Raw genomic sequence first — 13,468 nt, 5'->3', positions numbered from 1 at the left:
CGTGAGCGACACCGCCACCCCGGCGGGCCTGGACCCGGTCACCCTCGGCGATCTGCTGCGGGTGGCCGGGTCCCCCGGCTTCGACCGCTGGCACGAGCAGATCCGCCGCACCGGCGGCTGCGCCGACCCGATCCACCTGACCGGCTGGACCCTGACCAAGGACAAGACCACCGGCGCCACCCTGCACCACTACACCACCGAACACGAGCCGGGCGGACGGCTCCGCGTCGCCTGCGGCAACCGCCGCGCCTCCCGCTGCCCCGCCTGCGCCTGGACCTACGCCGGCGACACCTACCACCTCATCCGCGCCGGCCTCGCCGGGGACGACCGCCGCGGCATCCCCGCCACCGTCCGAGACCACCCCCGCGTCTTTGCCACGCTCACCGCGCCCTCGTTCGGCCCGGTCCACAACCGGCCCGACCGCGGCGTCTGCCGCTGCGGCACCCGCCACGCCCCGGACGCCCCGGAGCTGGGCACCGCCCTGGACCCGGCCACCTACGACTATGCGGGCGCGGTGCTGTTCAACAACCACGCCGGACAGCTGTGGCAGCGCTTCACCAACCGACTCCGCCGCGAGATCGCCGCCCGCGCCGGCCTCACCCAGCGGGAGCTGAAGGAGTCGGCCCGGCTGTCGTACGGCAAGGTCGCCGAGTTCCAAAAACGCGGCGCCGTGCACTTCCACGCCGTGGTCCGCCTCGACGGACCCGACGGGACGGACACCCCGCCGCCCTCCTGGGCGACGGTCGACCTGCTCACCGACGCGATCCGCGCCGCCGCCGCGCACTCCTACACCTCGGTCTCCGTCCCCGCGGTCGCCGACCAACCCGCCCGCACCTTCCGCTGGGGCACCCAGCTCGACGTCCGGCCGGTGAAGGCGTTCGGCGACGGCTCCGACATCACCGAACAGGCCGTCGCCTCCTACGTCGCCAAGTACGCCACCAAGGCGGCCGAGAACACCGGCACCCTGGATCGCCGCATCGGCGAACTCGCCGAACTCGACCGCCACGGCGTGCCCGACCACACCCGCCGCCTGATCACCGCATGCCGCGATCTCGACGCGTTGTATCCGGACCGGCGGCTGTGGGCCTGGGCGCACATGCTCGGCTTCCGCGGCCACTTCTCCTCCAAGTCCCGCCGCTACTCCACCACCCTCGGCGAACTGCGCCAGGCACGCGCCGACTACCGCGCCGCTCAGGAACACGCCGCCCTCGGCCTCGAGGGCCGCGAGCCGGACACCGTCCTGGTCCTGGCCGATTGGCAGTACGCCGGACACGGCCACACCCCCGGTGAATCCGCCCTCGCCGCCACCATCGCCCGCGACATCCAACTCAACCGCCAAACCGCCCGCGAAGAACTCGCAGCCCTGGAAGGAGCCTGACGTGAAAGACGAGCTGATGACCGTCCCGCAGATCCTTGATGAGCTCGGCGGAGTGTCGCGGCGGACGTTCTACCGGTGGCGCGAGCTGGGGCAGGGGCCAGCTGCCTTCAAGCTTCCCAACGGGGAACTGCGAGTTTGGCGGAGCGACTTCCGGACCTGGTTGCGGCAGTTGGAGGCCGCCGCGTGAAGTCTCTCGACGTGAAGGTCTGGGGGGTTCGAAAGAGGAACACGAAAAAGTCGTCCTATGACGTCCGGTGGATCGTGGCCGGGAATGTGTTCTCCGACCAGTTCCGCACCAAGGGGCTGGCGGATCACTACCGTTCCAAGCTCCTCCGGGCCACTCATGGAGGCGAGGAGTTCGACACGGTCACGGGGCTGCCTGACTCGATGGTCGAAAAGGCGTCCTCTATGAGCTGGTACGCCTTCGCTCTGAGGTACCTCGCCATGAAGTGGCCGCACGCCGCTCCCAACACGCGTAATGGCATCAACGAGTCGCTGACCGCGGTGACCATGACCCTGCTCGACGATCGACCGGGCCGGCCGCCGGAGGAACTGATCAGGAGGGCGCTCCGTAACTGGGCTTTTGTCCTTCCTGGTCCGGATGACCGCGAACTGCCGGATGAGATCGCGCATGCGCTGCACTGGGTGTCGAAGGCTTCCCGTCCCCTCGCCGATCTCGGCGATGCTGCGATTGCCAGGGCCGTGCTGGACGCGTTGAAGCTGAAACTGGACGGCACAGCGGCAGCTGCGGAGACTGTTCGGCGCAAGCGCCGGACACTCGTCAACGCCCTGCACTACGCGGTGGACCTCGGGGAGTTCAAAGAGAACCCGATCACTGGCATTCGCTGGAAGAAACCGAAGGTCGCCGGAGAAGTCGATCCACGGGTGGTGGCCAATCCAGAGCAGGTGCGCTCCTTGCTGACCGCTGTGTCGTACGTCGGTGGGTATGGTCGGGCTCGCGGCCGTCGACTGGTCGGCCTGTTCGCCTGCATGTATTACGGGGCCTTCCGTCCCGCTGAGGCTGTGGGCCTCACCGCGGCAGATTTGAAGCTGCCGGAGACAGGCTGGGGCACGGCGTTGCTGCACCGGACGCGCCCCAGTGCCGGCAAGCAGTGGACGGACTCGGGGGAGACCCACGATGACCGGGGCCTGAAGAATCGGCCTGCCGAGGAGGTGCGGCTCGTGCCGATCCCGCCCCAGCTCGTCGCCGTCCTTAGACAGCACCTCGGTACCTTCGGCACCGCCGAGGACGGGCGGCTGTTCACCAATGAGCGTGGGGGAGTGGTCGGCTCCTCGACGTACTACCGCGTATGGCAGGAGGCTCGTGCGCTCGCTCTTCCGCCGGCCGCGGAGGCCTCACCACTCGCTGCCCGTCCCTACGACCTGCGACACTCGGCGTTGTCCACCTGGCTCAACGCCGGTGTCGACCCGACGGAGGTCGCCGAACGCGCAGGTAACAGCGTGGAGGTCTTGCTGAGCCGGTACGCAAAATGCATCGACGGGCGGCAAGAGGTTGTCAATCGCAAGATCGAAGAGTTGCTGCGCGAGTACGAGTGACACGTACGTGAGTCGTTAGCCCCCAGCCCGCATGGACTGGGGGCTTCGCCGTATCTCGGCCGTGTGTCGTCGGTCGTTGGTTGTTGGCTGCACCTGCCGCGTCGCATTTTGTATCGCTGGTGGACTGCTGCCCCAGGGGTTGCGTCCGGTTCACGCTCTACGCCTGGGCTGACGGACTAGCGACCCTCACGGTATGGGGCTTTTAGAGAAGGAACCGCGGCGGCTGAGTGGTGGGCAGTCCCGTTGCCCTGACTGTGGGCTATTGCAGGACCGGGTGCCGACGCTTGAGCAGGACTGGGTGCTGCTGGAGCCGGACATGAATCCCCTGGCTCATACGGTGCCGGCGGAGCATCGGTGGATCGAACTGTCCAATGGGCGGGTGACGGTCTACGGGGTGTGTCCGCCAGATCAGTTCCAGCGGTGCCGCGTCGAGCACCGCCTCGCCTGCCCCGCGCAACCTCTGCCGGATCTATGGCCGTGGTTGACGTCCCTGCGAGGGGAGAACGCGCGGCAAGTGGAGCGACAGAACGATCCGGAGCAGCCTCCTGAGGAGTGGCCGGACGCCGGCTGATGGACGCTCCGGAAACCCTGGGGCTGACCAGGGGAGACAGCCCATGTTCCTGTCCACGAATAGTCCACAGGCCCCGGCATACGGCCGCTCAGGGCGGCACACGGCTGCACATACGCGAAGACCCCGTTCTCAGCGAAAGCGCTGATGGCGGGGTCTTTGGGCACCTCATGCAAGGTGCCCCCGGCAGGATTCGAACCTGCGCACACGGCTCCGGAGGCCGTTGCTCTATCCCCTGAGCTACGGGGGCGTGTCGGTTGCGATGATCGCTTCGACGGGTAGAACAGTACCAGTTCTGGCGGGGTGGTCATGAACCCGTTTTCCGTGGGTCGGGGGAGGTGGGGGTCTCCCTGCGCGTTCGAGGAGTCACCCCTGGGGGTGGAAGTAGGGAAAACGCGGACGCGGTGGCCGGTCTCGACCTACTCTCGAGTTGTGCCAGGGGTGTCGCGCAGGGTGCTTGTTGTGGACGACAACAAGGTCATCCGGCAGTTGATCAGGGTCAATCTCGAGCTTGAGGGCATCGAGGTCGTGACCGCGGCCGATGGTGCCGAGTGTCTGGAAGTCGTCCATCAGGTGAGGCCCGACCTGGTCACCCTCGATGTCGCCATGCCGCGGCTCGACGGGCTCAGGGCCGCGGCCCGGCTGCGTTCCGATCCCCGGACCCGTGACCTTCCGCTCGCCATCATCAGTGCCTGCACCCAGTACGAGGTCGAGAGCGGGCTTGAGGTCGGCGTTGACGCTTTCCTCGCCAAGCCCTTCGAGCCCACGGAACTCGTGCGGGTCGTCTGGCAGCTGGTCGAGCGGCGGAGGCGGGGGAGTAGCGGTGGGAGCAGCGGGAGCGGCGGTGGGATGAGCGGTGGCAGTGGCCTCGGGGGTGCCGAGCGGGCCGCCGGGCACGCTCCGGGGTAGCCGGGCCCGGGTCTGTCCACCCGGGCGTCCACATGGCGGGATCCCGGCCGAACCGGCTCGCCTCCCGACCCCCCTCCTCCCCTACCCTTGTCCCGTGACCCCCGTCGAGCTCTCCCGTACCGTGCTGCACGCGGTGCGTTGTGCTGTCGACGACGGTGAGCTGCGGGTGGCCGTGCCCGAGAGGGTCGTCGTCGCTCCGCCGGGGCCCGGGGGGTGCGGGGAGTACGCCACCAACGTCGCCCTTCAGCTGGCCCGCCCGGCCGGGCGGACGTCGCAGCACGTTGCCGAGGTTCTCCGGGCCCGCCTCCTTCGCGCCGACGGCATCGGCGATGTCGTCATCACCGGACCCGGGTTCATCAACATCAGCTTGCGCGGGTCCGCCGTTCCCCCCGCCCTCGTGGAGGAGATCCTCAGCGCGGGTGACACCCCTTACGGGCATCTGCCGGAGGGGAGTGGGGAGCGTCTGCTGCTGCAGGGTGCGGCCGAGGTGCGTGCCTTCGTTCAGATGGATGTGCTTGCTCGGATCCTGCGGTCCCAGGGGCACCTCGTGCGGGCCGGCTGCGATGTTCCGCCCGAGCCCGAGTGGATCGCCGTGCTCGGCGGCGGCATCGATCACCAGCCCGCCCGCGCCCCCGACACCACCCGTATCGACGTCCGCCCCGTGCCCGCACCCGCCGACCCGCTGCCGCTCGGCCGGGATGCCGCGCGGTGGGCGCTGCTGCGGCCCGCGGCGCACGACCGGCCGCGGATCGGTGCGGAGCACCTGGCCCAGCGGGAGAGCAACCCCCTCTTCCGGGTGCGGTACGCCCACGCCCGGACCCGCGCCCTCCTGCGCAACGCCGCCGGCCTCGGGTTCCGTCCCGAGCCCGGCCCCGTCGGCGTGAGCGGAACCCGGCCGCTGCTCGCCGCCCTCGCCGACCACCCCCGCGTTCTCGCGGCCGCCGCGCGGCACCGCGCTCCCGACCGGCTCGCCCGGCATCTCGTCACCGTCGCCGATGCCACGCAGCCGCTGCTCCCCGCCGTGCTGCCGTTCGGCGCGGAGAAACCCTCGGCCGTCCACCGTGCCCGGCTAGCGCTCGCCGAAGCCGCCGGGACGGTGCTGGCCGACGGCCTGTCCCTGCTCGGCATCGACGCACCCCACCACCTTTGAGAGAGCACGCGAAGAATGAGCCGTTCCGCACATCCCGCCGGGCCCCGTTACGCCGACGTCCTGCCCGAGGGGCATTACTCCGCACCGCCCGCCGATCTCAACGCCCTCGACCCCAAGGTGTGGGCGCAGACCGTCAGCCGTGACGAGGACGGCGCGCTCACCGTCGGCGGGATTCCCGTCACACGGCTCGCCGAGGAGTTCGGCACCCCCGCCTACATCCTCGACGAGACCGACTTCCGGGCCCGCGCGCAGGCCTGGCGCACCGCCTTCGGGAACGACGCCGACGTGTTCTACGCCGGCAAGGCGTTCCTCTCCCGGGCCGTCGTGCGGTGGCTCCACGAGGAAGGGCTGAACCTCGACGTCTGCTCCGGCGGGGAGCTGGCCACCGCCCTGTCCGCGGGTATGCCCGCCGACCGGATCGCCTTCCACGGCAACAACAAGTCCGTGGCCGAGATCCGCCGGGCCGTCGAGGCCGGGGTCGGCCGGATCGTGCTCGACTCCTTCCAGGAGATCGTCCGGGTCGCGCACATCGCGCAGTCGCTCGGCAGGCGGCAGCGGGTACAGATCCGTATCACCGTCGGCGTCGAGGCGCACACGCACGAGTTCATCGCCACCGCGCACGAGGACCAGAAGTTCGGGATCCCGCTCGCCGGCGGTCAGGCCGCCGAGGCCGTGCGGCGGGCGCTCCAGCTGGACGGGCTGGAGGTCATCGGAATCCACTCGCACATCGGGTCGCAGATCTTCGACATGTCCGGGTTCGAGGTCGCCGCCCACCGGGTCGTCGGGCTGCTCAAGGAGATCCGGGACGAGCACGGGATCGAACTGCCCGAGATCGACCTCGGCGGTGGCCTCGGCATCGCCTATACCAGCGACGACGACCCCCGTGAGCCGCACGAGATCGCCAAGGCGCTGACCGAGATCGTCACCCGCGAGTGCGAGGGCGCCCGCCTCGCCACCCCGCGCATCTCCGTCGAACCCGGGCGGGCCATCGTCGGGCCGACCGCCTTCACGGTGTACGAGGTCGGCACCATCAAGCCGCTCGACGGGTTGCGCACGTACGTCTCCGTCGACGGCGGGATGTCGGACAACATCCGCACCGCGCTGTACGACGCCGAGTACAGCGTCTCCCTCGTCTCCCGTAGCTCCGACGCCGAGCCGATGCTCTGCAGGGTCGTCGGCAAGCACTGCGAGAGTGGTGACATCGTGGTGCGTGACGCCTTCCTGCCGGGGGACCTGGCGCCGGGCGACCTGATCGCCGTACCGGCCACCGGCGCCTACTGCCGGTCGATGGCGAGCAACTACAACCATGTGCTCCGCCCGCCCGTCGTCGCCGTCGCGGACGGCGAGGCCCGGGTCATCGTCCGGCGCGAGACGGAGGACGACCTCCTCCGCCTCGACGTCGGATGAGGAGAGAAGAGAACAACAGCGGAAGCAACAGAAGCAACAGAAGCAACGGAAGCAACAGAAGCGGGAGGGCGGAAGATCTTCGGTTCTTCCGGCTTCCCGATGAAATTGATGTCTCACGATCCGGACAAAGGGAAGAAACTTCCGTCCGGTGAGTGAGACTGGTGCAACCTAGACGGTAATCAGGAAACGAGGTCGGATGATGCGTACGCGTCCGCTGAAGGTGGCTCTGCTGGGCTGTGGAGTGGTCGGCTCAGAGGTGGCGCGCATCATGACGACGCAGGCCGCCGACCTCGCCGCCCGCATCGGGGCCCCGGTGGAGCTCGTCGGGGTCGCCGTGCGGCGCCCGGACAGGGTGCGCGAGGGCATCGCCCCGGGGCTGGTCACCACCGACGCCACCGCCCTGGTCAAACGCGGCGACCTCGATGTCGTCGTCGAGGTCATCGGCGGGATCGAGCCCGCGCGGACGCTGATCACCACCGCCTTCGCACACGGCGCGTCCGTCGTCTCCGCGAACAAGGCGCTGATCGCCCAGGACGGGGCCGCGCTGTACGCCGCCGCCGAGGAGCACGGCAAGGACCTCTACTACGAGGCCGCCGTCGCCGGCGCCATCCCGCTGATCCGGCCGCTGCGCGAGTCGCTCGCCGGCGACAAGGTCAACCGGGTGCTCGGCATCGTCAACGGCACCACCAACTTCATCCTCGACAAGATGGACTCCACCGGCGCCGGCTACCAGGAGGCGCTCGACGAGGCCACCGCCCTCGGGTACGCGGAAGCCGACCCGACCGCGGACGTCGAGGGCTTCGACGCTGCCGCCAAGGCCGCCATCCTCGCCGGAATCGCCTTCCACACGCGGGTGCGGCTCGACGACGTGCACCGCGAGGGCATGACCGAGGTCACCGCATCCGACTTCGCCTCGGCGAAGGAGATGGGCTGCACCATCAAGCTGCTGGCCATCTGTGAGCGGGCCGCGGACGGTGGATCCGTCACCGCGCGGGTGCATCCGGCGATGATCCCGCTCACCCACCCGCTGGCCTCGGTCCGCGGCGCGTACAACGCCGTGTTCGTGGAGTCGGACGCCGCCGGGCAGCTGATGTTCTACGGGCCCGGCGCCGGCGGGGCGCCCACCGCCTCCGCCGTGCTCGGCGACCTCGTCGCGGTCTGCCGCAACCGGCTGGCCGGGACGACCGGACCGGGCGAGTCCGCCTACGCGGCGCTGCCCGTCTCCCCGATGGGCGAGGTCGTCACGCGCTACCACATCAGCCTCGACGTGGCCGACAAACCGGGTGTTCTCGCCCAGGTCGCGACCGTGTTCGCCGAGCACGGTGTCTCGATCGATACGGTTCGCCAGCAGGGCAAGGACGGGGAGGCCTCCCTCGTCGTCGTCACCCACCGTGCGTCCGACGCGGCCCTCGACGGCACCGTCGACGCCTTGCGCAAGCTCGACACCGTGCGCGGTGTCGCCAGCATCATGCGGGTTGAAGGAGAGTAAGCAGCAATGACCCACCAGTGGCGCGGAATCATCGAGGAGTACCGGGACCGGCTGCCGGTCGCCGACACCACGCCGATCGTGACGCTCCGTGAGGGCGGTACGCCGCTCGTGCCCGCGCAGGTGCTCTCCGAGCGCACGGGCTGCGAGGTCCACCTCAAGGTCGAGGGCGCGAACCCGACCGGGTCCTTCAAGGACCGGGGCATGACCATGGCCATCTCCAAGGCCAAGGAGGAGGGCGCGCAGGCCGTCATCTGCGCCTCCACCGGCAACACCTCCGCGTCCGCCGCCGCCTACGCGGTGCGCGCCGGGATGGTCTCCGCGGTGCTTGTACCGCAGGGCAAGATCGCGCTCGGCAAGATGGGCCAGGCCCTGGTGCACGGCGCGAAGATCCTCCAGGTCGACGGCAACTTCGACGACTGCCTCACGCTCGCCCGCGCGCTCAGCGACAACTACCCCGTGGCGCTGGTCAATTCGGTCAACCCGGCGCGTATCGAGGGGCAGAAGACGGCCGCGTTCGAGATCGTGGACATGCTGGGCGACGCACCGGACATCCACGTCCTGCCGGTGGGCAACGCGGGCAACATCACCGCCTATTGGAGGGGCTACCGGGAGTACGCCGCCGACGGCATCTCCACCCGGACCCCCCGGATGTGGGGCTACCAGGCGTCCGGCAGCGCCCCGATCGTGCGCGGCGAGGTCGTCAAGGACCCGGCGACGATCGCCACCGCCATCCGGATCGGAAACCCCGCCTCGTGGCAGTACGCGCTCGCAGCGCGGGACGAGTCCGGCGGCCACATCGACGAGGTGACGGACCGTGAGATCCTGCGCGCCTACCGGCTGTTGGCCGCGCAGGAGGGCGTCTTCGTCGAGCCCGCCTCCGCCGCGTCGGTCGCCGGTCTGCTGAAGGCCGCCGAGCAGGGCAAGGTCGACCCGGGCCAGCGCATCGTGTGCACCGTCACGGGCAACGGCCTGAAGGACCCGGACTGGGCCGTCGCCGGCGCACCGCAGCCGGTCACCGTCCCCGTGGACGCCGCGATTGCCGCCGAGCGGCTCGGACTGGCCTGACCGTCGCTACCGGAAGGCCCCGGGCAGCGCGCCCCGGGCCTTCCGGCCGCCGCGGCCCCGGGCGTTCCACACCTGGCGGCGGCAGCATGCGTCGACAGGACGGGCGTAAGAAGGCGCTTGCCCGGGAAAGTTCCCCACACAGGGGGCACGGGGGGCTTACGGCACGCATCGTGCGCCTCCCGTGCGCCCTATGTCGACACAGAACCTTCCTTCGATAGGCTGTACTCAACCCACCGCCGCATATGCCGCGGTCCCGCGTCGTCTCCGTGGTCCGGACCATGGCCCGGAGGGGCTCGGAGGGGTTCGGGAAGCGGCCGGCCACCCTGGTCGGCGACGATCCCAGGGGTTTTGCACGTCATCGAATGTCGTTCGACATTCTTCGACATTCTTCGACAGCCACAGCCACAGCCACAGCCACAGCCACAGCCACAGTCCCCAGCACAAGGAGAGTCATCGAGCGATGGCCGGTCCCGCGTTCCGCGCCGCCGCCGTCCGGGTGCGCGTCCCCGCCACCAGCGCCAATCTCGGTCCGGGCTTCGACGCCCTCGGCCTCGCGCTGGGCCTGTACGACGACATCGTCGTCCGGGTGGCCGACGCCGGGCTGCATATCGACATAGCCGGCGAGGGCGGTGAAACCCTCCCCCGCGACGAGAACCATCTGCTCGTACGCTCCCTGCGTACCGCCTTCGACCTGCTCGGCGGACAGCCGCGCGGCCTGGAGATCGTCTGCGCCAACCGCATTCCGCACGGCCGGGGCCTGGGCTCCTCCTCCGCCGCCATCTGCGCCGGAATCGTCGCCGCCCGCGCCGTGACCATAGGCGCCGAGGCCAGGCTCGACGACACCGCGCTGCTCGAACTCGCCACCGAGATCGAGGGCCACCCCGACAACGTCGCGGCCTGTCTGCTGGGCGGCTTCACCCTCTCCTGGATGGAGAGCGGCGCGGCCCGCGCGATCAGGATGGAGCCCGCTGATTCCGTCGTGCCGGTGGTGTTCGTACCCGGCAAACCCGTCCTCACCGAGACCGCGCGCGGCCTGCTGCCGCGCACCGTGCCGCATGTCGACGCCGCCGCCAACGCGGGCCGTGCCGCCCTGCTAGTGGAGGCTCTGACCAGGCGCCCCGAACTGCTGCTGCCCGCCACCGAGGACCGTCTGCACCAGGAGTACCGCGCCCCCGCCATGCCCGAGAGCGCCGCGCTGGTCGAGCGGTTGCGCGCGGACGGCGTCCCCGCGGTGATCTCCGGAGCCGGCCCCACCGTCATGGCACTGGCCGACGCGGACACCGCCGACAAGGTCGAAGCGCTGGCCGGCAACGACTGGGCCGCCAACCGGCTCAGCCTCGATCTGCGGGGAGCGAGCGTGCTTCCGCTCGCCACCTGACACACGGTTGCCGGATAAGGAGAGGGGGAATGTTTGTTGGATCCGGTAGTGTTAACCTCAAGTCTGCACCCGACCCCACCATGGCGAGGTGCCTCGTGTCCCCGCTCGGGACAGACATTCTTCCGGGAGCCCCCCAAGCCCAACTGTGTTCTCTGCTTCGTACGTGAGCAGTACGTCGTACGAGGACACTGAACGGCCCGCCGGGCACGCTCCGGAACCGGTGCGACCACGCCACGTGACACTGAATGCCACGGCTCGGGGAAGCGCCATCACCAGATATCCCTTCCGCCGTTCAGGCGGACCACCGCCCCGGCACGGTTCGCACAGCAAGGACCGAAGCCGGACAGCACAACCGGTCGCCGAGCCAGACAGGCCGACGTCCGCTCCAGGGAAGGACCCTTCGTGAGCGACACCACCGATCTGATGGGCGCACGTGTCGAGGAGACCGCTGCCGCGCCCGCCACGGACGCCTCCGCGCCTGCCAGCGGTGCCGGCTCCCGGCGGCGCCGGGGTACCGGCCTCGAAGGCATGGTGCTGGCCGAGCTTCAGCAGGTCGCATCCGGCCTCGGTATCAGGGGCACCGCGCGTATGCGCAAGAGCCAGCTGATCGAGGTCATCAAGGAGGCCCAGGCGTCGGGCGGCTCCGCCGCGCCGAAGAGCGAGGCCCCGGCCGAGGCCGCGGAGACCAAGCCCAAGCGTCGCGCCACCTCCCGGACCCGTACGGGTGACCCCGCCGAGAAGACGTCCGCCGCCGAGGCCCCCGCCGAACAGGCCACCGCCCAGCAGCAGATCGACATTCCCGGCCAGCCCTCCCCGAAGGCCTCCGCCCCGGCCGAGACGGCTCCGGCCGAGCAGGCCCCCGTCGCGCGTCGCCGTCGAGCCACCGCGGACGCGGGCGCTCCGGTCGCCGCGGCCGAGCAGGCTCCCGCCGAGGTGAAGAGCGACGCGAAGGCCGAGGGCCAGGCGCAGCCGCAGCAGTCCCCGTCGCAGGGCGACGCCAAGTCCGACCACGACGGCGGTGACGCCCGCCGCCGTGACCGCCGCGAGCGCGGCCGTGACCGCAACGACCGCGGTGACCGCAACGACCGTAGTGAGCGCGGCGATCGGGGCGACCGCGCGGACCGTCGCGGCAAGGGCGACGACCAGCAGCAGAGCCAGGGCGGCCAGGGCCGTCAGCAGAGCCAGCAACAGAGCCAGCAGCAGAGCCAGCAGCAGAGCGGCGGCCGTCAGGACGACGGTTACGACGACGACGGAAGCGGCCGTCGCGGCCGGCGCGGCCGCTACCGCGACCGTCGCGGCCGGCGCGGTCGTGACGAGGTGCAGGAGCCGCAGATCGCCGAGGACGACGTCCTGATCCCGGTCGCGGGCATCCTCGACATCCTCGACAGCTACGCGTTCATCCGGACCTCCGGCTACCTGCCCGGCCCGAACGACGTGTACGTCTCCCTCGCCCAGGTCCGCAAGAACGGCCTGCGCAAGGGCGACCACCTCACCGGTGCGGTGCGCCAGCCGAAGGACGGCGAGCGGCGCGAGAAGTTCAACGCGCTGGTCCGCCTCGACTCCGTCAACGGCATGGCACCCGAACACGGCCGCGGCCGACCGGAGTTCAACAAGCTCACCCCGCTGTACCCGCAGGACCGCCTCCGCCTGGAGACCGACCCCGGTGTTCTCACCACGCGGATCATCGACCTCGTGTCGCCGATCGGCAAGGGCCAGCGCGGTCTGATCGTGGCCCCGCCGAAGACCGGCAAGACCATGATCATGCAGGCGGTCGCCAACGCGATCACGCACAACAACCCCGAGTGCCACCTGATGGTCGTCCTCGTCGACGAGCGTCCGGAAGAGGTCACCGACATGCAGCGGTCGGTGAAGGGCGAGGTCATCTCCTCGACCTTCGACCGCCCGGCCGAGGACCACACCACGGTCGCCGAGCTCGCCATCGAGCGTGCCAAGCGCCTGGTGGAGCTGGGTCACGACGTCGTCGTGCTGCTCGACTCGATCACGCGTCTGGGCCGTGCGTACAACCTCGCCGCCCCCGCCTCCGGCCGCATCCTGTCCGGTGGTGTCGACTCGACGGCGCTGTACCCGCCGAAGCGCTTCTTCGGTGCGGCCCGCAACATCGAGGACGGCGGTTCGCTGACCATCCTCGCCACCGCCCTGGTGGACACCGGGTCCCGCATGGACGAGGTGATCTTCGAGGAGTTCAAGGGCACCGGCAACATGGAGCTCAAGCTCGACCGGAAGCTCGCCGACAAGCGCATCTTCCCCGCGGTGGACGTCGACGCGTCCGGCACCCGCAAGGAGGAGATCCTGCTCGGCAGCGACGAGCTGGCCGTCACCTGGAAGCTCCGCCGGGTGCTGCACGCGCTCGACTCCCAGCAGGCGATCGAGCTGCTTCTCGACAAGATGAAGCAGACGAAGTCGAACGGCGAGTTCCTGCTGCAGATCCAGAAGACGACGCCGACGCCGGGCAACAGCGACTGACGTCCGTCCCGCTCGCATCGGCTACACCTGCTCGACCTGCTTGACCTGCTGTACCTGTCACAAGGGCCGCTCCCCTCGCCGGG

11 protein-coding genes and 1 tRNA gene are annotated in these 13,468 nt (G+C 70.1%); 11 read left to right on the top strand and 1 reads right to left on the bottom strand.

Annotation, left to right across the window (positions count from 1 at the left end):
* Nucleotide 1 precedes the first annotated feature (1 nt).
* The 4 genes from repSA to ACFPZI_RS27575 all read left to right on the top strand — a co-directional run bounded on the left by repSA (nt 2) and on the right by ACFPZI_RS27575 (nt 3,506).
* On the top strand, nt 2-1,378 hold the full coding sequence (repSA, locus tag ACFPZI_RS27590) for a replication initiator protein RepSA (RefSeq protein ID WP_381368358.1): 1,377 nt from the start codon (nt 2-4) through the stop codon (nt 1,376-1,378).
* Nucleotides 1,379-1,394: 16 nt separating this feature from the next.
* Nucleotides 1,395-1,565 carry a helix-turn-helix transcriptional regulator gene (locus ACFPZI_RS27585; RefSeq protein ID WP_161270550.1) on the top strand — a complete coding sequence of 57 codons (171 nt, stop codon included), beginning with the start codon at nt 1,395-1,397 and terminating at the stop codon, nt 1,563-1,565.
* The gene (locus ACFPZI_RS27580; protein ID WP_381368355.1) at nt 1,562-2,935 is read left to right on the top strand and encodes a tyrosine-type recombinase/integrase; all 1,374 of its coding nucleotides are present in this window, start codon (nt 1,562-1,564) and stop codon (nt 2,933-2,935) included. Before ACFPZI_RS27585 ends, ACFPZI_RS27580 begins: the two co-directional genes overlap by 4 nt.
* A 193-nt stretch (nt 2,936-3,128) precedes the next feature.
* Nucleotides 3,129-3,506, top strand: coding sequence for a DUF6083 domain-containing protein (locus ACFPZI_RS27575; protein WP_381368352.1), 378 nt, complete (start codon nt 3,129-3,131; stop codon nt 3,504-3,506).
* 175 nt (nt 3,507-3,681) lie between these two features.
* On the opposite strand, the gene ACFPZI_RS27570 is transcribed toward ACFPZI_RS27575, so the two are convergent.
* Nucleotides 3,682-3,753, bottom strand: a tRNA-Arg gene (locus tag ACFPZI_RS27570).
* Between the two features lie 59 nt (nt 3,754-3,812).
* Here ACFPZI_RS27570 and ACFPZI_RS27565 point away from each other — a divergent pair.
* The 7 genes from ACFPZI_RS27565 to rho all read left to right on the top strand — a co-directional run bounded on the left by ACFPZI_RS27565 (nt 3,813) and on the right by rho (nt 13,385).
* The gene (locus ACFPZI_RS27565; RefSeq protein ID WP_381368349.1) at nt 3,813-4,412 is read left to right on the top strand and encodes a response regulator; all 600 of its coding nucleotides are present in this window, start codon (nt 3,813-3,815) and stop codon (nt 4,410-4,412) included.
* A 94-nt stretch (nt 4,413-4,506) separates the two neighbouring features.
* Entirely contained in the window at nt 4,507-5,562 is a 1,056-nt protein-coding gene (gene nrtL, locus ACFPZI_RS27560; RefSeq protein WP_381368346.1) for an ArgS-related anticodon-binding protein NrtL, read from the top strand.
* Nucleotides 5,563-5,577: 15 nt separating this feature from the next.
* On the top strand, nt 5,578-6,969 hold the full coding sequence (lysA, locus tag ACFPZI_RS27555; RefSeq protein ID WP_381368343.1) for a diaminopimelate decarboxylase: 1,392 nt from the start codon (nt 5,578-5,580) through the stop codon (nt 6,967-6,969).
* Nucleotides 6,970-7,165: 196 nt separating this feature from the next.
* The gene (locus ACFPZI_RS27550) at nt 7,166-8,458 is read left to right on the top strand and encodes a homoserine dehydrogenase (RefSeq protein WP_381368340.1); all 1,293 of its coding nucleotides are present in this window, start codon (nt 7,166-7,168) and stop codon (nt 8,456-8,458) included.
* Between the two features lie 6 nt (nt 8,459-8,464).
* Nucleotides 8,465-9,523: a threonine synthase gene (gene thrC / locus ACFPZI_RS27545; RefSeq protein WP_381368337.1), complete on the top strand. Its 1,059-nt coding sequence runs from the start codon at nt 8,465-8,467 to the stop codon at nt 9,521-9,523.
* A gap of 460 nt (nt 9,524-9,983) precedes the next feature.
* Nucleotides 9,984-10,901, top strand: a complete 918-nt coding sequence (gene thrB, locus ACFPZI_RS27540) for a homoserine kinase (RefSeq protein WP_381368334.1) — start codon at nt 9,984-9,986, stop codon at nt 10,899-10,901.
* A 402-nt stretch (nt 10,902-11,303) separates the two neighbouring features.
* Nucleotides 11,304-13,385 carry a transcription termination factor Rho gene (gene rho, locus ACFPZI_RS27535; RefSeq protein ID WP_381368332.1) on the top strand — a complete coding sequence of 694 codons (2,082 nt, stop codon included), beginning with the start codon at nt 11,304-11,306 and terminating at the stop codon, nt 13,383-13,385.
* Nucleotides 13,386-13,468 lie beyond the last annotated feature (83 nt).

Source organism: Streptomyces chlorus (assembly GCF_042655885.1).
GTDB lineage: Bacteria > Actinomycetota > Actinomycetes > Streptomycetales > Streptomycetaceae > Streptomyces > Streptomyces chlorus.
This window is presented reverse-complemented; position numbering and strand designations above follow the sequence as displayed.